Source organism: Rathayibacter sp. VKM Ac-2928 (genome assembly GCF_022815545.1).
GTDB lineage: Bacteria > Actinomycetota > Actinomycetes > Actinomycetales > Microbacteriaceae > Rathayibacter > Rathayibacter festucae.
Map to the genome: position 1 here is coordinate 141,332 of NZ_JALGRU010000002.1, position 19,001 is coordinate 160,332.

Consider the following 19,001-nt stretch of genomic DNA (forward strand, 5'->3'; position numbering starts at 1 on the left):
TAGAAACCCCGGCAGCGACCGGACCAGCAGACGGAGCAGGCGCAGCATGACGACATCAGGCACCTCGACCACGGCGGGTGCGCGCGAGCACGCCCGCGCCCAGGAGGCGGCGGCGGCGAGCACGCGCCCCGACGCGCCGGAGGGCGTCACCCAGGCGGACCTGCGCTGGTCCGAGCGGATCGAGGGCGGCGGCTACGGCCACCGCGTCCTCGCCCGCGGGACGCACCTCCGCCTGACCGACGTCACGGGAGACGCCTGCGTCTCGCTCCTGGTGTACAACGCGCTGGAGCCGCACGAGCGGCTGAACGTCGCGGACACCGTCAAGGTGCAGTGGCAGGTCTACGCGGGCGCCGGCCAGCTGCTGCTCAGCGACCAGGGGCGCGTGCTCGCGAGCGTCGTCGCCGACGACTCCGGCCGGCACGACACGATCTACGGCACGACGGCGCTGGCGCGGAACGTCGAGCGCTACGGCGACGGCTCGCCGCAGGGCCCGTCGCCGGCCGGTCGCGAGCTGCTGCTGCTCGGCGCGGCCAAGCACGGACTGGGGCGGCGCGATCTGCCGCCGAGCGTCTCGTACTTCCAGGGGGTGCGGATCCGCGAGGACGGCAGCCCGGAGTGGCTCGGCGGCGCCGGGCCCGGCCGCTCGGTGACGCTGCGGCTGGAGATGCCGGCGATCGTCCTGCTGGCGAACACCGCGCATCCGCTCGACCCGCGGCCGGAGTTCACGGTCGGCCCGGTCGACGTGCACGCCTGGGCGGGCGAGCCGGCGAGCGCCGACGAGCGCGCCGCCACTCCGGAGGGCCGCCGCGCCTTCCTGCAGACCGACGAGTACCTGAGCGCGAGGGGCATCGCATGAGCACCGACACGAGCACGAGCAGCTACGGCACCGAGACCCACCGCGAGACCGTCGACGCCCGCGCCCCCTGGTCGCGCCTCCTGAAGCGCGGCGAGTTCCTGACCATCGTCGACGTCGACGGCAACCAGGCCGTCGACTTCCTCGCCTACGACGCGGAGGACCGCACGGCCTACTCCGCCGCCGCGACGCTGCAGGCGCAGGAGACGGTGTACCTCGTCACCGGCTCGGTGCTCCGCGACGCCGAGCACCGCCCGCTGCTCACCGTCGTGGCGACCGACGTCGAGCGCCACGACACCCTCGGCGGCGCCTGCTCGAAGGAGAGCAACGCCCTCCGCTACGGCTTCCACACCACGGCGCAGCACGCCTGCGCCGAGAACTTCGTCGCCGAGCTGTCCCGGCACGGGATGGGCAAGCGCGACCAGGTCTCGAACGTGAACTGGTTCATGAACGTGCCGGTGGACCCGGACGGCGCGCTCGGGATCGTCGACGGCATCTCCTCCCCCGGCCTCAGCGTCACTCTGCGGGCCGAGCGGGACACCCTCGTCGTCGTCTCGAACTGCCCGCAGATCAACAACCCGTGCAACGGCTTCGACCCGTCGCGCGCGGAGATGATCGTACACAGCGGGGCGGGCGCGACCGCATGACCTTCGACACCCTCCTCGTCGCCAACCGCGGCGAGATCGCGGTCCGCATCCTCCGCACCGCGAAGGCGATGGGCCTGCGGACCGTCGCCGTCTACTCCGACGCGGACCTCGGCGCCGCGCACGTCGCGCTCGCCGACGAGGCGGTGCGGCTCGGCCCGGCCCCTGCGGCGGACAGCTACCTGCGGATCGACCGGATCCTCGACGCCGCCGCGCAGACCGGCGCCGGCGCCATCCACCCGGGCTACGGCTTCCTCAGCGAGAACGCCGAGTTCGCGCGCGCCTGCGCGGCGGCCGGCATCGTCTTCGTCGGCCCGACCCCCGAGCAGCTGGAGGTGTTCGGCGCCAAGCACACCGCGCGCGACGCCGCCGAGCGCGCGGGCGTGCCGCTGCTGGCCGGCACCGGGCTGCTCGACGACGCCGACCACGCGGCCCGCGAGGCCGACCGCATCGGCTACCCGGTGATGCTCAAGGCGACGGCCGGCGGCGGCGGCATCGGCATGCGCGCCTGCCGAGACGAGACCGAGCTGCGCGCCGCCTGGCGCGAGGTGCGGCGCCTGGCCGAGGCCGGCTTCTCCTCCGCCGGCGTGTTCCTCGAGCGGCTGGTCGAGCGCGCCCGGCACGTCGAGGTGCAGGTCTTCGGCGACGGCGCCGGCCGCGTCGTCTCGCTCGGCGACCGCGACTGCTCGCTGCAGCGCCGCAACCAGAAGGTGGTCGAGGAGAGCCCCGCCCCCGATCTGCCGGACGCCGTTCGCGAGCGCATCGCGGAGGCGTCGCGCCGGCTCTGCGCCGAGGCCGGCTACCGCAGCGCGGGCACGGTCGAGTACATCTACGACCCGGTCCGGCAGGAGGCGGCGTTCCTCGAGGTGAACACCCGCCTGCAGGTCGAGCACCCGGTGACGGAGTCGCGCTACGGCATCGACCTCGTCGAGTGGATGCTGCGGCTCGCGCAGGGCGAGACGGCGTTCCTCGACACGGTCCCGGAGCCGAGCGGCGCGGCCGTCGAGGCGCGGGTCTACGCGGAGAACCCGGACCTCGGCAACGCGCCGAGCTCGGGCACCATCACCGGGCTGCAGTTCCCGGACGACGTCCGCGTCGACGGCTGGATCCGCCCCGGCGGCAACGTGTCCACCTCCTACGACCCGCTGCTCGCGAAGGTCATCGTGAGCGGCGAGACCCGCGAGGAGGCCTGGGCCGCGCTCGGAAGGGCGCTCGCCGCCACCCGGGTCGACGGCATCGCGACCAACGTCGGACTGCTGCGGGCCATCGCCGCCGAGCCCTCGGTGCTCGCGGCCGAGCACTCCACCGCGACCCTCGACGACCTGCGCGACGCGAGCCCGCGGGTCGAGGTGCTGAAGGGCGGGATGCTGACCACCGTGCAGGACGCGACCGGGCGCCTGGGCTACTGGCCGGTCGGCGTGCCGCCGTCGGGACCGATGGATCCGCTGTCGTTCCGGCTCGGCAACACCGCGCTCGGCAACCCCGAGGACGCGCCGGGACTCGAGATCACGATGAGCGGGCCGACCCTCCGCTTCCACACCGCCACCCGCGTGGTGCTGACCGGGGCACCCGCGCCGGCGACCCTCGACGGCGCGCCGATCGCGCAGTGGGAGCCGGTCGCGGTGCCGGCCGGCGGCGTCCTCGCCATCGGCACGGCCGAGAGCGGCATGCGGCTGTACCTGCTGGTCGAGGGCGGGCTCGACATCCCGCTCGTGCTCGGCTCGGCCAGCACCTTCGACCTCGGCGCGATCGGCGGGCACGCGGGGCGCGCGCTCGCCCCGGGCGACGTGCTCGGGCTGCGGACGCCGAGCGTCCCGAACACCGTGGCGATCGTGCCGGCGGAGGAGCGCCCGGCGTTCCCGCACGCCTGGACGCTCGCCGCGCTCGAGGGCCCGCACGCCGCTCCGGAGTTCTTCACCGAGGACGACATGGCGGTCTTCTACGCCACCGACTGGGAGGTGCACTTCAACTCGGCGCGCACCGGCGTCCGCCTGCTCGGCCCGAAGCCGCACTGGGCGCGCGAGGACGGCGGCGAGGCCGGGCTGCACCCCTCCAACATCCACGACACCCCGTACGCGGTCGGCGCCGTCGACTACACCGGCGACCTGCCGATCCTGCTCGGACCCGACGGTCCCAGCCTCGGCGGCTTCACCTGCCCGGCGAGCGTCGCGACCGGCCACCTCTGGCGCCTCGGGCAGCTCCGCCCCGGCGACACGGTGCGCTTCGTGCCGGTCACCGCGGCGCAGGCGACCGGGCTGCTCGACGCTCCGCTCGACGAGCCGGCGGCCGGCCGCGCGGCGGTCGACGACCAGGGCGTGCTGCACCGCCGGCCCGCGCACGACGGCGATCCGTCGCTGGTGCTGCGCCGGAGCGGCGACGCGAACCTGCTGGTCGAGATCGGCGAGATGAGTCTCGACCTCGCCTCGCGGATGCGCGTGCACGCCATCGCCGAGACGCTGGAGAAGGCGGCGCTGCCCGGCGTGATCGAGCTGACCCCGGGCATCCGCTCGCTGCAGGTGCACTTCGACCCGCGGACGACCTCGACCGACGCGGTCGCCGAGGCGGTGCTCGCGGCCGAGGCGCTGCTGCCCGCGACCGCCGACCTGCGTGTGCCGAGCCGCACCGTGCACCTGCCGCTGGCGTGGGACGACCCGTCGACGCGCGAGGCGATCCGCCGCTACATGGCCGGCGTCCGCGACGACGCGCCCTGGTGCCCGTGGAACATCGAGTTCATCCGCCGGATCAACGGCCTGGACAGCGTCGACGAGGTCTACCGCACGGTGTTCGAGGCCGAGTACCTGGTGCTCGGGCTCGGTGACGTCTACCTCGGCGCACCGGTCGCGACTCCGCTCGACCCGCGGCACCGGCTGGTGACCACCAAGTACAACCCGGCGCGCACCTGGACGCCGCAGAACGCCGTCGGCATCGGCGGCGCCTACCTCTGCATCTACGGGATGGAGGGGCCGGGCGGCTACCAGTTCGTCGGCCGCACGGTGCCGATCTGGTCGACGCACCACCAGGCCGGAGCGTTCGAGACCGGCGTGCCGTGGCTGCTGCGGTTCTTCGACCGCATCCGCTGGTACCCGGTGGAGCCGGACGAGCTGCTCGAGCTGCGCTCCGAGATGGCCGCGGGGCGCCTGCCGCTGCGGATCGAGGAGGGCGAGTTCGGGCTCGCGGAGTACCAGGAGTTCCTCGCGGAGAACGCGGAGTCGATCGCGGACTTCCGCGCGGTGCAGGCCGGGGCGTTCGGCGCCGAGCGCGCCGCCTGGGAGGCGTCGGGCGAGTTCGACCGCGTGGAGGCGGTGCCCGCGCCGCCCGCGTCCTCCGCCGTGGAGATCCCGGACGGCTGCGAGGGCGTCGAGGCGCCGTTCGTGGCGACCGTGTTCCGGATCGACGTGGCCGTGGGGGATGCGGTCTCGGCCGGGCAGACGCTGGTCGCCCTCGAGGCGATGAAGATGGAGGCGCCCGTGACGGCTCCGGCGGCCGGGCGCGTGGTCGCCGTGGTCGCCGAGGTCGGGGCGCACGTGGCCGCGGGCACGGTGCTCGTGGTGCTGGAGACGAGGGCCGAGCAGGCCGAGGAAGAGGACGCAGCATGATGGACGACCCCGCGCTGGACCCCGCGATTCAGGACCCCGCGGCGCACGTCGCCGAGCGCTACCGGCGGCTGGCCGCCCGGCCCGAGGCGTTCATCGCCCTGCGGCCCGAGGCCGAGGTGGCGGCCGAGCTGGCCGCCGTCGATCCGGCGCTCCCGCTCGCCGGGCTGCTGTTCGCGGTGAAGGGCAACATCGACGTCGCGGGACTGGAGACGACGGCGGCCTGCCCGGCGTTCGCGTCCGCGCCGGCCGAGGACGCGACCGTGGTGGCGCGGCTGCGCGCGGCGGGAGCCGTGGTGCTCGGCTCGGCCAACCTCGACCAGTTCGCGACGGGCCTCGTCGGCACCCGCTCCCCCTACGGCGCGGTGCGGCACGCGGTCGACCCGTCGCGGATCTCGGGCGGCTCGTCCTCCGGCTCCGCGGTCGCGGTGGCGCTCGGCGGCGCGGACTTCGCGCTCGGGACCGACACCGCGGGCTCCGGCCGGGTGCCGGCCGCGTTCCACGGGCTGGTCGGGCTGAAGCCGACCAAGGGCTGGGTCAGCGCCGCCGGCGTGGTGCCGGCCTGCCGGAGTCTGGACGTGGTGACGGTGATGGCGGCGGATCCGGCGATCGCCCGGCGCGCGCTCGACGTGATGGCCGGGCCGGACTCGCGCGATCCGCTCAGCCGCAGCGGAGTCGCCGAGCCGTTCGCCTCGACGGCGCGGATCGGCGTCCCGCGGCCCGGGCAGCTCGGCGAGCTGGCGCCCGGCTGGGCCGAGGCGTTCGACGCCGAGGTCGCCCGCTGGGCCGAGGCGGGGGCGACGCTGGTCGAGCTCGACATCGAGGTGTTCCTCGAGACCGCGCGGATGCTCTACGACGGTGCCTTCGTAGCCGAGCGCTACGCGGCGGTCGGCGAGTTCGTCGACGCGCACCCCGACGAGGTGGACCCGGTGGTCGGCGGCATCGTCTCGCGCTCGCGGGAGCTGCCGGCCTGGAAGCTCTTCCAGGACCAGGAGCGGCTCGACCGCGCGCGGGTCGCCTCGGACGCCGTGTTCGAGCGGATCGACGCGCTGCTGCTGCCGACGACGACCGAGCACCCGACGCTCGCGGCCGTCGCCGCCGACCCGATCGGCGTCAACTCGCGGCTCGGGCGCTTCACCAACTTCGCGAACCTGCTCGACCTGGCCGCCGTCGCCTACCCCGCCGGAGTCGTCGACGGGCTGCCGTTCGGCGTGCAGCTGATCGGGCCCGCGTTCACCGACCACCAGCTCGCCGATCTCGTCTGGAGCCGCTCATGAGCACCGCCGCGAACACCGTTCTTCTCGCCGTCGCCGGCGCGCACCTGCGCGACCAGCCGCTGCACCACCAGCTCGCCGATCGCGACGCGGAGTTCGTCGAGGCGACGATGACGAGCGCCGACTACCGCCTCTACGCGCTGTCGACCGTGCCGCCGAAGCCCGGCGTCGTGCGCGTCGCCGAGGGCGGCGCGGCCCTCGAGGTCGAGGTGTACCGGCTGACGGAGGCCGCGTTCGGCTCGTTCGTCGCGGCGCTCCCGCAGCCGATGGCCATCGGCGCGGTCGCGTTGGCCGACGGCTCCCTCGTCAGCGGCTTCCTCGTCGAGCCGATCGCCCTCGCCGGCGCGGACGACATCACCGCCTTCGGCGGCTGGCGCGCCCACCTCGCCCGCTGACGCGCGCCCTCCCCTGCTGGTCGAGCAGCGCGCAGCGCGTTCCATGCTGGTCGAGTAGCGCGGAGCGCGTTCCATGCTGGTCGAGTAGCGCGGAGCGCGTATCGAGACCCACCCACCGAACGATGGTGGATCTCGATACGCCCGCTGCGCGGGCTACTCGATCAGCATGGAGTGCGCCCGCTCCGCGGGCTCCCCTTTCCGCCTGGCTTTCCGCGTCTCGAGACCCGCGCCTCACGCAGCGGCTAGATCGTCGGGAGGAGGATCTCGCGGACGAGGGCGTCGAGGCGGGCGTCGGCGTCGAGGAACTGGCGGAGGGTGCGGCGGGTGGCGCCGAACGAGCCGAACTCGTCGACGGTCATGCCGTCCTCGAAGTAGGCGCGGCGGAACTCCGGGAGCTCGAGCAGCGCGGCCAGGATCTCGGCGGGGACCGGGACGTCGATCTGCGCCGGGTCGACCTCGATGCGGTTCTCGTGGATCAGCAGCTGCCACTCGAACGGCGGCGAGACGACGAGGTCGCCGCCCACCAGCTCCGACCACTGCAGGTGGTTGCGGAACGCGGCCGAGAGGATGCGCGAGCGGTAGCCGCGCTCCCGGAAGATCCGGTACGCCTCCTTGAGCGCCGCGACGCCCGCCCAGTCGAGGTGGCCGGGCTGCACGAGGCGGCGGTCGGCCGCGACCGACGCCTTGATCCAGTCGTCGAGACGCCCGCCCATGATGGTGACGACGGAGCCGAACTCGTGGTCCGGCAGCCCCTCGGCCGCGCGGCGGTCGAAGCCGCGCTCGATCGCCTCGGCGACGGCCACCGCCTGCGCGACGGTGAACGACACCGTCGCGTTGATGCTGACGCCGCGGTAGGTCGCCTCCTCGATCGCGCGGATGCCGATCGCCGTCGCGGGGATCTTCACGATGATGTTCTCGGCGAGCTCCGAGAAGTGCACGGCCTGCGCGACGAGCGCGTCGGCGTCGCGGTGCAGCCGCGGGTCGGTCTGCACCGAGAGGCGCCCGTCCCGTCCGCCGCTCGCGCGGAACGCGGGGAGCAGCAGCTCGGCCGCCTCGATCGACATCTGCTCGATGGCCAGCCAGCCGAGCTCGCTCTCCCCCGCAGTGGGGTGCTGCTCGGCGAGCGCCGCGATCCGCGGACCCCAGACGTCGAGGTGCTTCTCGATCGTGGTCAGCGCGATCACCGGGTTGCAGGTCGCGCCGACCGCGCCGAACGCGATCGACCGGCCGAGCTCCTCGAGGTCCGCGGAGTCGTTCCAGAGGCTGGTCGCCGTCGCGGCTCCGGCGCGCAGCGGCTCGTACGGGGCGGTCGCTGCGTCGGCGGTCACGGTGGCGCTCATGGTCTTCTCCAGGGGACGGGGCGCCTCGGCGCCGGTGGCAATGGTGCTCATTCTAGGCGGATTCTGTATAAATGTCCTGACATTAGGGCAGGCCTTTCCCGCCAGGCGCTCAGCCCAGCAGCGGCTTCTGCGCCGCTCGCTGCCGCGTGTACTCCTCGAACGCCCGCTGCGTGCTCGGCAGCTCGGACACCTCCGCGACGGGGACGTCCCACCAGCCCTCGCCGCTCGGCGCGTAGAGCAGCGGGTCGCTGTTGATGTGGATGAGGGTCGTGCGATCGGACGCCTTCGCGGCGGCCACCGCGGCGCGCAAGTCGTCGATCGCGGACCCGCTCGGTGCCACCTCGATCACGTCGACGCCGTAGCTGCGCGCGTTCGCGGCGAGATCGAGCGGGATCTCGCGGTCGTCGAGCCCGCGGTACTGCGTGCCGTAGCGGCCGGAGCCGACGGTCTCGGAGAGGTGCCCGATCGAGGCGTAGCCGTGGTTCTGGATCAGCACCACGATGATCTTCAGTCCCTCGGCCACCGCGGTCACCAGCTCGGTGTGCAGCATCAGGTAGGAGCCGTCGCCGACCATGACGACGACGTCGCGGTCCGAGCCCGACGCCTCCGCCCCGCGCTTGACGCCGAGGCCGCCGGCGATCTCGTAGCCCATGCAGGAGAAGGCGTACTCGACGTGGTAGCCGAGGCTGTCGCGCACCCGCCAGAGCTTGTGCAGGTCGCCGGGCAGCGAGCCGGCCGCCTGCACGACGACGTCCTCGGGGTCGGTCGCGGACTGCACCGCACCGATGATCTCGGCCTGGCCGGGCAGCGCGAGTCCGGAGGGGGCGAACGAGGCGTCGACCGCGGCGTCCCACTCCGCCTTCTCGCGGCGGAGGCGCTCGGCGTACTCCTCGGAGACGTGGAACCGGCTCAGCTGCTCGCGCAGCGCCACCAGCGCCTCGCGGGCGTCGGCGATGATCGGCAGGCGGCTGCCGTGCTTGTAGGCGTCGAACGCGGCGACGTTGATGTTCACGAACACGACGCCGTCGTTCTGGAACACGGTGCGGCTCGCGGTGGTGAAGTCGCTGTAGCGCGTGCCGATGCCGATGACGACGTCGGCGTCGGCCGCGAGGCGGTTCGCGGCGGTGGAGCCGGTGGCGCCGATCCCGCCGAGGTACTGCGGGTGGTCCCAGGCGAGGGCACCGCCGCCGGCCTGGGTGGTGGCGACGGGGACGCCGGTGGCCTCGGCGAACGCGCGCAGCGCCTCCTCGGCGCCGGAGTAGATCACGCCGCCGCCTGCGACGACGATCGGATTCCGCGCGGCGGCGATCGCGGCGACCGCGCGCTCGAGCGGGCCGCGCTCCGGGACCGGGCGGCGCAGGTGCCACTCGCGCTCCTCGAGGAAGGCGACGGGGACGTCGAGCACCTCGGCCTGGACGTCCTCGGGCAGGGCGATGGTGACGGCGCCGGTCTCCGCCGGGTCGGTCAGCACGCGCAGCGCCGCGAGGGCGATCGAGTACAGCTGCTCCGGCCGCTGCACGCGGTCGAAGAAGCGCGAGAGCGGCCGGAACGCGTCGTTGACGGTGATGCCGATGTCGTGCGGCAGCTCGAGCTGCTGCAGGACCGGATCGGCGACGCGGGTCGCGAAGGTGTCGCTGGGCAGCAGCAGCGCCGGGAGCCGGTTCGCGGTCGCGAGGGCGGCGCCGGTGAGCATGTTGGCGGCGCCCGGTCCGACGGAGGCGGCGCTGGCGTAGGTGCCGAGCCGGCGGTGCATCCGCGCGTAGCCGACGGCCTGGTGCACCATCGCCTGCTCGTTGCGCGCCTGGTGGTACGGCATCAGGGTCGGATCGAGGGCGTTCGACTGCGCGAGTGCCTGGCCGATGCCGGCGACGTTGCCGTGCCCGAAGATGCCGAACATCCCCGGGATCGTGCGCTCGCGGTGGTCGCCGTCCACGGTCCACTGCCGGGCGAGGAACTCGACGAGCGCCTGGCTCACGGTCATCCGCTGGGTCTTGTCGGCCATCAGTGCTGTCCTCCGGTGGTGCTGGGTGTGCTGTCGGTCGTGTCTGTGCTGGTCGTGCTGTCGGGCGTGTACGGGAGTCGGGGGTCGATGTCCTGGTCGTCCCAGGTGCTGCGGATCCAGCCGTGCGCCGGATGGTCGCTGATCCGCCAGGCGCGCTCCTCGCCCGGGCCGGCCATCACGTTGAGGTAGTAGAGGTCGTAGCCCGGCGCCGCGACGGCGGGGCCGTGGTAGCCGAACGGGACGAGGGCGATGTCGCCGGTGCGCACCGTCGCGTCGATCGCGATCTCGCCCGCGGGCGACGTGGAGGTGCTGAACATCCCGAACGGCTCCGCGCTCGCGGGCGCCTCGACGCCGCGGCTGACGGCGGTCTCGAAGTAGTAGATCTCCTCGAGCCGCGACTCGTGCCCGGGGACGTCCTCGTCGTGCTTGTGCGCGGGGTAGCTCGACCAGTTCTCGGCGGGAGTGATCACCTCGCAGACGATGAAGCGGTCGGCCTCGAGCGCGCTCGGGGTGCCGAAGTTGTGCACCTGCCGGCTGGAGCGGCCGGCACCGCGGAGCTCGACGGGGATCTCCGCGCGCGGGATGTAGCGGCTCGGGTACGCGGTCGCGGCGGGGGCCTCCGCGATCGCGACGCGGCCCTCCCCCGACACCGTCGCGGAGGACAGCATCGAGAGGTAGAGCACGTCGCTCGGGCCGTCGAAGACCGAGGCCCGGCCCGCGAGGACGGTGGTCTCCGCGGTGCCGTCGGCCTCGTGCCGGACGGTGAAGGAGCCGGCGAGCGGGACGACGAGGCGCTCGAGGCCCGCGGCGGGGAGCGCGAGCTCGTCACCGGGGGCCAGGTCCGCGACGCGGAGTCCGGTGTGCCGCCAGCCGGGCAGGCCGGCGTCGACGACGGACTCCCAGCCGTCGCGGGCGAGCGCGCCCCGCGGGAACAGCCACTCGTTGTGCGTGGTCATCTCGGGCCTTCCGTCGTGTCTCGGTGGGGGGTGCGCTGGCGGGGCGGGTCTCGATACGCCGCCTGCGGCGCCTACTCGACCAGCATGTGAGCCCGATGCGTCTGCGCGAGGGTGGAGCGCAACCGGTGAATCGCGTGCCAGCGATTCGACGTGCGCGGACGCAGGACGCTCTGCGGAACGCTCCCTTTTCGCGAAGCCGACCGCGGCCGAGCGACGACGAAGGAGGAGCGAGGCACAACGGCTCAGTTCTGGGGGAAGCCCAGGTTGATGCCGCCGTGGCTCGGGTCCAGCCAGCGCGACGTGATCGCCTTCTGCTGCGTGAAGAACCGCACGCCCTCAGCGCCGTGGGCCTTCGTGTCGCCGAACAGCGACGACTTCCAGCCGCCGAACGAGAACGTGGCGACGGGCACGGGGATGGGCACGTTGATGCCGATCATCCCGACCTCGACCTCGTTCTGGAAGCGGCGCGCGGCCCCGCCGTCGTTCGTGAAGATCGCCGTGCCGTTGCCGAACGCACCGGTGTTGATCAGCTCGACGCCCTCCTCGTAGGAGGCGACGCGCACGATCGAGAGCACCGGTCCGAAGATCTCCTCGGTGTAGGCGCGCGAGGTGGTCGGCACCCTGTCGAGCAGCGTCGGGCCGAGCCAGAAGCCGTTCTCGTCGCCGTCGACCTCGATCCCGCGGCCGTCGATGACGACCTCGGCGCCGTCCTGCTCGGCGATGCCGATGTAGGACGCGACCTTGTCGCGGTGCGCCTCGGTGACCAGGGGTCCCATGTCGCAGCCGCGGCGCCCGTCGCCGATGCGCAGCTGCGACGCGCGCTCCTGGATCTTGGTGATCAGCTCGTCCGCGACCGGCTCGACCGCGACGACGACCGAGATCGCCATGCAGCGCTCCCCCGCGGAGCCGAAGCCCGCGTTGATCGCCGAGTCCGCGACCAGGTCGAGGTCCGCGTCGGGCAGCACCAGCATGTGGTTCTTCGCGCCGCCGAGGGCCTGGACGCGCTTGCCGTGCTTCGTCCCGGTCTCGTAGACGTACTGGGCGATCGGGGTCGAGCCGACGAAGGAGATCGAGCGGACGTCGGGCGAGGTGAGCAGTCCGTCGACGGCCTGCTTGTCGCCGTTGAGCACCGTGAAGACGCCGTCGGGCAGGCCGGCCTCCTTCCACAGCTTCGCGAGCCAGATCGCCGCGGTCGGGTCCTTCTCGCTGGGCTTGAGGATCACGGTGTTGCCGGCCGCGATCGCGATCGGGAAGAACCACATCGGCACCATCGCGGGGAAGTTGAACGGCGAGATGATTCCCACCACGCCGAGCGGCTGCTTCGTCGAGTACACGTCGACGCCGGTCGAGACCTGCTCCGAGTACTCGCCCTTGAGGTGGTGCGCGAGGCCGGTCGCGAACTCCACGACCTCCTGGCCGCGGGTGATCTCGCCGAGCGCGTCGGAGATCACCTTGCCGTGCTCCGAGGTGATGATCTCGGCCAGCTCGCCCTTCTTCGCCTCCAGCAGCTCGCGGAAGGAGAAGAGGATCTGCTGGCGCTTGGCGAGCGACAGGTCGCGCCAGGCCGGGAACGCGGCCTTGGCCGAGGCGATCGCGGCGGCGATCTCGTCGGCGTCGGCCAGGGCGACCTCCTTGGTCGCGACGCCCAGCGCCGGGTCGTAGACCGGCGCGGTGCGGCCGGAGGTCGACGGCGACTCGCGCCCGTCGATCCAGTGCGGGACGACGGCGAGCTGGTGGAGCGGGGTGGTGCCGATGGTCTCGGACATGGTTCCTGTTCTCTTCTCGTAGGGGATGCGGTCAGCCGTGCACGAGCGCGGCAGCGGTGTCGACCGCCGCCGCGACGTCGCCGTCGGCCGGGTAGAGGAGCGTGCGGCCGACGACGAGGCCGCGGACGCCGGGCAGCGCGAGGGCCGCGCCCCACGACGCGTAGGTCTCGTCCGGGCGGCCGGCGGGGTCGCCGCCGAGCAGCAGCGTCGGCAGCGTGGTCGCGGCCATCACCCGCTCCATCTCGGGGACGACGGGCAGCTTCAGCCAGGTGCAGGCCGAGGACGAGCCGAGCCCGGAGGCGATCGCGATCGAGGTGATCACGGCGTCGGCGGAGAGGTCGTTGACGACGGCGCCGTCGACCCACTCGCTCAGGAACGGCTCGAGCATGATCGGCAGGCGGGCCGCCGCGGCCGCGGTCACGGCCGCCGCGTTGGCCTCGAGCGTCGCGACCGAGCCGGCGTCGGCGAGGTTGATCCGCAGCAGCGTCTTCGCGAAGTCGAGGCCGTCGCGGACGATCCCGTCGATGTCGTAGCCGGTGAAGCGGTCGTCCATCTCGAAGGACGCGCCGCGCAGGCCGCCCCGGTTCATCGATCCGACGACGACCTTGTCGTCGAGCAGCCCGAGGAGCGCGAGGTCGTCGATGATGTCGGGGGTGCCGAGCACGCCGTCGACACCGGGGCGCGAGAGCGCGGTGGCGAGGCGGTCGAGCAGCTCGTAGCGGTCCGCCATCGCCATCGCCTCGCCGCGCACGCCGAGCGCGCCGCGGGCGGGGTGGTCCGCGGCGACGAGCAGGAGCCGGCCGTCCCCGCCGAGCAGCGGCCGGCGGCGGCGGCCGGCGAGCGCCCGCGCGACGGCGGCCGGGTCCTCGGCGCGGAGCCGGCGCAGCTCCGCGAAGTCGCGATCAGAGCGTGACATCGGTGCGCTCCTCCAGGAAGGCCTCGACCTCGGCCGTGGTGGGCATCGCCGTCGAGCACTCGCGCCGCGAGGCGACGATCGCGCCGGCGACGTTCGCGAAGCGGAGGATCCGCTCCAGGTCCCAGCCCTCGACCAGCCCGTGGATGAGCGCGCCGCCGAAGCTGTCCCCGGCGCCGAGGCCGTTGACGACCTGCACCGGGAAGGGCGCGACCTGGACCGTCTCGGAGCGGGTCTTCGCGAGGACGCCGCGCGGCCCCTGCTTGACGATCGCGAGCTCGACGCCCCGGTCGAGCAGCGCGTCGGCCGCCCGCGACGGGTCGGTCTCGCCGACGGCGACCTCGCACTCCTCGCGGTTGCCGACCGCGACGGTGACCCACTCCAGCGCCTTGGCGACCTCCTGCGAGGCTCGCTCCGGCGAGCGCCAGAACATCGGCCGGTAGTCGAGGTCCAGCACGGTGAACGGGCGGCGGGCGCGCGCCTGCCAGGCCACGAAGTGCGCCGACCGGCTGGGCTCCTCCGTGAGCCCCGTGACGGTCGACCAGTAGACCGTCGCCCGCTCGATCGCGTCGAGGTCGAGCGACTGCGCGGTGATCGCCAGGTCGGGCGCCTTGGGCTTGCGGTAGAAGTACAGCGGGAAGTCGTCCGGCGGGAGGATCTCGCAGAACGTCACCGGGGTGGCCAGCTCGGGCTCGGTGCCGACGAACTCGTCGGAGACGCCGAGCCGGACCAGCTCGCGCTTCACGTAGCGGCCGAACGGGTCGTCGCCCGCCCGCGAGATCAGCGCGGCGGAGTGCCCGTGCCGGGCGGCCGCGATGGCGACGTTGGCGGCGCTGCCGCCGAGGTACTTGCCGAAGGTCTCGACGTCCTCGAGCCCGACGCCGTCCTGCAGCGGGTAGATGTCGACCCCGACGCGGCCGATGGTCAGCACGTCGTAGGGCGCGTCCGTCACTCCGGCCTCGCGGCGGCCTCGTGCGCGACCTCGGCGGTGACCGCGGAGTCGGGCATCGAGCGCTCGAGCTCGTGAGCGAGGGAGGCGAGCTCGGCGCCGCCGGCCATCAGGCTGGTCAGCTCGCCGAGGCTGATCTCGCTCTTCTCGAAGTTGCCGAGGCTGGTGCCGCGGTTCAGGAGGAGGAAGCGGTCGCCGACCGGGTAGGCGTGGTGCGGGTTGTGGGTGATGAAGACCACGCCGAGCCCGGCGTCGCGGGAGCGGGCGATGTACTTGAGCACCACGCCCGACTGCTTGACGCCGAGCGCCGCGGTCGGCTCGTCGAGGATCAGCACGCGGGCGCCGAAGTAGACCGCGCGGGCGATCGCGACGCACTGGCGCTCGCCTCCGGAGAGCGTGCCGATCGGCTGGTCGACGTCGCGCAGGTCGATGCCCATGCTCGCCAGCTCGCTCTGCGTGACCTCCTTCATCCGCTTGACGTCCAGGCGGCGCAGCGGACCGCGCCCCTTGGTGATCTCGGAGCCGAGGAAGAAGTTGCGCCAGACCGGCATCAGCGGCACGACCGCGAGGTCCTGGTAGACCGTCGCGATCCCCGCCTGCAGCGCCGCGCGCGGCGACGAGAAGGTGACCGGAGACCCGTCGAGGAGCAGCTCTCCCTCGGAGGGGGTGTGCGCGCCGGCGAGCATCTTGATGAACGTCGACTTGCCGGCGCCGTTGTCGCCGAGGACGCAGGTCACCTGGCCTGCGTTGACGGTGGTCGAGACTCCGGCGAGCGCGTTGACGGCGCCGTAGCTCTTGCCGATGTCGCGGACCTCGACGATCGTCGTGCCCACCGGGGTGCGGGGCGCGGCCGGCCGTCCGGTCGAGGGGCCGCTCGTCGTGTCGGCGCTCATCGCCCGCCTCCTGCTCGTGTCCGGACGAAGTTGTTGAGGAGCACCGCGGCGAGCAGCATGCCGCCGAGGACGGTGCGCAGCCAGTTGGTGTCCCACTGGGCGAAGGTGATGCCCTGGAAGACCATCCCGTAGATCAGCGCGCCGAGGGCGGCGCCGATCGCCGAGCCGTAGCCGCCGGTCATCAGGCAGCCGCCGACGACCGCGCAGATGATGTAGATGAACTCCTGGCCGACGCCGGTGTTCGCCTGCACCGTCGAGGTGCGGAAGAGCGAGATCATGCCGACGAGCCAGGCGGCGCCGGCGGTCCCCATGAAGAGGCCGATCTTGGTCTTCAGCACGGGGACGCCGACCTGGCGGGACGAGGTCTGCGCCCCGCCGACGGCGAAGATCCAGTTGCCGGCGCGGGTGCGCAGCAGGATCCAGGTGGCCACGGCCGCCACGACGAACCACCAGAGCACCGAGACGTAGAAGGTGCCGCCGCCGATGCCGGCCGACGAGCCGAACAGCGGCTGGATGCCGTCGTAGCCCGGGACCTTGGTCATGCCCTGGATCGCGACCTGGCCGGTGATGATCTTCGTCACCGCCAGGTCGATGCCGGCGAGGGCGAAGAAGGTGCCGAGCGTCACGATGAAGCTCGGCAGCCCGGTCTTCATCACCAGGATGCCGTTGAGGGCGCCCACGCCGAGGCAGACGATCAGCGAGACGAAGACCGCCACCCAGATGCTGAGTCCGTAGTGGGTGGTCAGGATCCCGACGATGAGGGCGGAGAAGCCCGTCATCACGCCGGCGGAGAGGTCGAACTCGCCGCCGATCATCAGCAGCGCCACGGCGACGGCCATGATCCCGAAGGTCGAGGCCGACTCCAGCCAGACCCCGGCGCCGGCGAAGCTCAGGAACTGCGGGGTGTAGAGGGAGAAGAACACGAGCACGGCGAGGGCGGCGACGAACGCGCCGGTCTCGGGCCGGGCCAGGATCTTGCGGAGCGGACGGCGCTCGAGGCGGGGCCTCGTCGCGATCGTCACGATGTCTGTGGTCGTCACTGCTGACTCCTGTCGGGGACGGGCGATCGCCCTTAGCGGGTGCCGTTCGCGGCGAACTCGGCGACCGCGGCCGCGTTCTCCTTGGTGACGAAGGCGGGGCCGGAGTAGACCGGCTGGCCGCCGCCGATGACGTTGCCGTTGGTCGTGTAGAGCTGGAGCGCCGTCACGCCGAGGAAGCCCTGGACGTAGGGCTGCTGGTCGACGGCGAAGGCGATCGAGCCGTCCTCGACCGCGGTGACGACGTCCTCCGAGAGGTCGAAGGTGCCGACTTGGGCCGAGCTGCCCGACTCCGACACGGCGCCGACGGCGTCGATCGCGTACTGGCCGCCGAGGGTGAGCACGCCGTCGATGGACGGGTCGGCCTGCAGCTTGGACTTGATGGTCGCCTTGACGTCGGCGTCGTTCGTGCCGTCCACCTGGAGGTTGCTCATGCTGCCGCCGAAGGTCGAGGCGGCCGCCTTGCAGCGCTCCTCGAGACCGACGTTGCCCGCCTCCTGGATGACGCAGAGCGCGTTGGTGGCGCCCGCCTCGGCGAGCTTCGTGCCGACCGCCTCGCCGGCGACCGTCTCGCTCTGGCCGATGTGGGTGAGGGCGCCGAACTCGGCGGAGCGCTCGATGCCGGAGTTGATGGTGACTACCGGGATACCGGCCGCGACGGCCTTCTCGACGCTGTCCTTGACGCCGTCGGGGTTGGCCATCGACACGACGATGCCGTCGACGCCCTGGGCGACCGCGTTGTCGATGAGCTGCGACTGCTTCGCCGGGTCGGGGTCCGCGTTGTAGGTGATCGTCGCGCTGTAGTCGGCGCCGGCCGCCTCGGCACCCGACTTCACGCGGTCCCAGAAGGCGTCGCCGGGGCCGGAGTGGGTGACGACCGCGTAGGTGTAGTCGCCGCCGCCGCTCGCGCCGCCGCCGGCAGTCGAGGCGGGCTCCTGGCCGGTGCCGGTGCACCCGCTGAGCAGCAGGGCCGCCGAGGCGGCGAGGCCCAGGCCTGCGAGGAAACGCTTCTTCATGAGAGCTCCTTCTCTGCGGACGGCGTCGTCTCTGACGGTCCGGAACGTCGTTGTCGGGTCGAGTATGAAATCACCGGTTGCAAATGTCAATACATATTGTCATTGCGCTACGCTCGGAGCGGCTCACCGGTGAGTGGCATCGGGTGCCGAGCCGCTGTCAGGAGCATGGAGGAGCGCGCAATGGTGCACCGTTTCGGGGTAGGTCTGGTGTCGGTCGGCTGGATGGGACGCCTGCACACGCGCGCGTACCGCGCGGTCCCGGAGCACTACCCGGACCTCGGCGTCGCCGTGGACCTCGTGTCGGCGGCCGACACCGATCCTGGCACGCGCTCGCTGGCCGAGGACGTCCTGGGCTATCGCCGGACGACGGCGGACTACCGGGAGGTGCTCGAGGACCCCGAGGTCGACATCGTCTCGATCTGCGCGCCGAACTTCCTGCACCGCGAGGTCGCCCTCGCCGCGGCAGCGGCCGGCAAGCCGTTCTGGATCGAGAAGCCGATGGGCCGCTCCGCCGCCGAGTCGTCCGAGATCGCGCGCGCCGCGGCCGACGCCGGTGTCGTCACCTCGGTCGGCTTCAACTACCGGCACGCGCCGGCGCTCGCGCAGGCCCGCGCCCTGATCCGCGACGGAGCGATCGGCCGCGTCACGAACGTGAGCGTGCGCCTGCTCGCCGACTACTCCGCGGACCCGCTCGGCGCACTCACCTGGCGCTTCCTGCAGGCGCGGGCCGGCTCGGGCGTGCTCGGCGACCTGCTCTCGCACGGCGCCGACCTGGCCCAGTACCTGGTCGGCCGGATCGAGTCGGTCTCCGCGCTCACCGAGACCTTCGTGCGCGAGCGCCCGCTGCCCGGCTCGGCCGCGGCCGGCCACTTCAGCAAGGGCGCCGAGGGCGGCGAGCGCGGCGCGGTCGAGAACGAGGACTACGCGGCCGTGCTCGGCCGGTTCGAGTCCGGCGCGGTCGCGGTGCTGGAGGCGAGCCGGGTCGCGGTCGGGCCGCGCGCCGAGTACACGCTCGAGGTGTACGGCACGAAGGGCTCGCTGCGCTGGGACTTCCAGCGGCTGAACGAGCTGCAGCTCGCCGACGACCCGAGCGGCTACCGCACGATCATGGCGCAGCCGGGCTTCGGCGACTTCTCGCGCTTCCAGCCGGGCGCCGGGACGAGCATGGGCTTCGACGACCTGAAGACGATCGAGGCGTCGCTCTTCCTCACCTCGATGCTGGAGGGGCGCCAGCTCGCGCCGTCGGCCGCGGACGCCTGGTCGGCCGCCGAGATCGTCGAGGCGGCGCTCCGCAGCGACCGCTCGCGGGCGTGGGAGAGCGTCGCGGCCGTGAGCGGGGACACCACCTACGACGCGTGAGCCGCGGGGCG

The 19,001-nt window shown here is 73.0% G+C and carries 15 protein-coding genes; 6 read left to right on the top strand and 9 right to left on the bottom strand.

The genetic code is table 11. The features are described from left to right. Nucleotides 1–46: 46 nt before the first annotated feature. Genes MT350_RS08270 through MT350_RS08290 form a run of 5 tightly spaced genes read left to right on the top strand, consistent with a single transcriptional unit; the run spans nucleotide 47 to nucleotide 6,759 of the window. Nucleotides 47–856 carry an urea amidolyase associated protein UAAP1 gene (locus MT350_RS08270; protein WP_243615719.1) on the top strand — a complete coding sequence of 270 codons (810 nt, stop codon included), beginning with the start codon at nucleotides 47–49 and terminating at the stop codon, nucleotides 854–856. Further along, entirely contained in the window at nucleotides 853–1,500 is a 648-nt protein-coding gene (locus MT350_RS08275) for an urea amidolyase associated protein UAAP2 (RefSeq protein WP_243615720.1), read from the top strand. The genes MT350_RS08270 and MT350_RS08275 overlap by 4 nt, the downstream gene beginning before the upstream one ends. Further along, on the top strand, nucleotides 1,497–5,093 hold the full coding sequence (uca, locus tag MT350_RS08280; protein WP_243615721.1) for an urea carboxylase: 3,597 nt from the start codon (nucleotides 1,497–1,499) through the stop codon (nucleotides 5,091–5,093). The genes MT350_RS08275 and uca overlap by 4 nt, the downstream gene beginning before the upstream one ends. Then, nucleotides 5,090–6,367: an allophanate hydrolase gene (atzF, locus tag MT350_RS08285; RefSeq protein ID WP_243599602.1), complete on the top strand. Its 1,278-nt coding sequence runs from the start codon at nucleotides 5,090–5,092 to the stop codon at nucleotides 6,365–6,367. Before uca ends, atzF begins: the two co-directional genes overlap by 4 nt. Continuing rightward, nucleotides 6,364–6,759, top strand: a complete 396-nt coding sequence (locus MT350_RS08290; RefSeq protein ID WP_243599601.1) for a hypothetical protein — start codon at nucleotides 6,364–6,366, stop codon at nucleotides 6,757–6,759. The genes atzF and MT350_RS08290 overlap by 4 nt, the downstream gene beginning before the upstream one ends. Before the next feature lie 242 nt (nucleotides 6,760–7,001). Here MT350_RS08290 and MT350_RS08295 read toward each other — a convergent pair whose 3' ends face one another. The 9 genes from MT350_RS08295 to MT350_RS08335 form a co-directional block, all read right to left on the bottom strand. Next, entirely contained in the window at nucleotides 7,002–8,150 is a 1,149-nt protein-coding gene (locus MT350_RS08295) for a transaldolase family protein (protein ID WP_243599600.1), read from the bottom strand. A 58-nt stretch (nucleotides 8,151–8,208) separates the two neighbouring features. Next, complete coding sequence (gene iolD, locus MT350_RS08300; RefSeq protein WP_243599599.1) at nucleotides 8,209–10,101, bottom strand: 3D-(3,5/4)-trihydroxycyclohexane-1,2-dione acylhydrolase (decyclizing); 1,893 nt, start codon at nucleotides 10,099–10,101, stop codon at nucleotides 8,209–8,211. Beyond that, a complete protein-coding gene (iolB, locus tag MT350_RS08305; protein WP_243599598.1) occupies nucleotides 10,101–11,057 on the bottom strand; it encodes a 5-deoxy-glucuronate isomerase in 957 nt (318 codons plus the stop codon). The genes iolD and iolB overlap by 1 nt, the downstream gene beginning before the upstream one ends. A 242-nt stretch (nucleotides 11,058–11,299) precedes the next feature. Further along, entirely contained in the window at nucleotides 11,300–12,823 is a 1,524-nt protein-coding gene (locus MT350_RS08310; RefSeq protein WP_243599597.1) for a CoA-acylating methylmalonate-semialdehyde dehydrogenase, read from the bottom strand. 31 nt (nucleotides 12,824–12,854) lie between these two features. Further along, entirely contained in the window at nucleotides 12,855–13,739 is an 885-nt protein-coding gene (locus MT350_RS08315) for a deoxyribose-phosphate aldolase (protein ID WP_243599596.1), read from the bottom strand. Next, a complete protein-coding gene (iolC, locus tag MT350_RS08320) occupies nucleotides 13,726–14,688 on the bottom strand; it encodes a 5-dehydro-2-deoxygluconokinase (protein WP_243599595.1) in 963 nt (320 codons plus the stop codon). Before iolC ends, MT350_RS08315 begins: the two co-directional genes overlap by 14 nt. Then, nucleotides 14,685–15,578 carry an ATP-binding cassette domain-containing protein gene (locus tag MT350_RS08325; protein WP_243615722.1) on the bottom strand — a complete coding sequence of 298 codons (894 nt, stop codon included), beginning with the start codon at nucleotides 15,576–15,578 and terminating at the stop codon, nucleotides 14,685–14,687. Before MT350_RS08325 ends, iolC begins: the two co-directional genes overlap by 4 nt. Continuing rightward, nucleotides 15,575–16,618 (bottom strand): ABC transporter permease, encoded by a 1,044-nt coding sequence (locus MT350_RS08330; protein ID WP_243615723.1) that lies wholly within the window; start codon nucleotides 16,616–16,618, stop codon nucleotides 15,575–15,577. Before MT350_RS08330 ends, MT350_RS08325 begins: the two co-directional genes overlap by 4 nt. Before the next feature lie 32 nt (nucleotides 16,619–16,650). Further along, complete coding sequence (locus tag MT350_RS08335) at nucleotides 16,651–17,631, bottom strand: sugar ABC transporter substrate-binding protein (RefSeq protein ID WP_243599592.1); 981 nt, start codon at nucleotides 17,629–17,631, stop codon at nucleotides 16,651–16,653. A 180-nt stretch (nucleotides 17,632–17,811) separates the two neighbouring features. On the opposite strand from MT350_RS08335, the gene MT350_RS08340 reads away from it, so the two are divergent. Beyond that, nucleotides 17,812–18,990, top strand: a complete 1,179-nt coding sequence (locus MT350_RS08340) for a Gfo/Idh/MocA family protein (RefSeq protein WP_243615724.1) — start codon at nucleotides 17,812–17,814, stop codon at nucleotides 18,988–18,990. Nucleotides 18,991–19,001 lie beyond the last annotated feature (11 nt).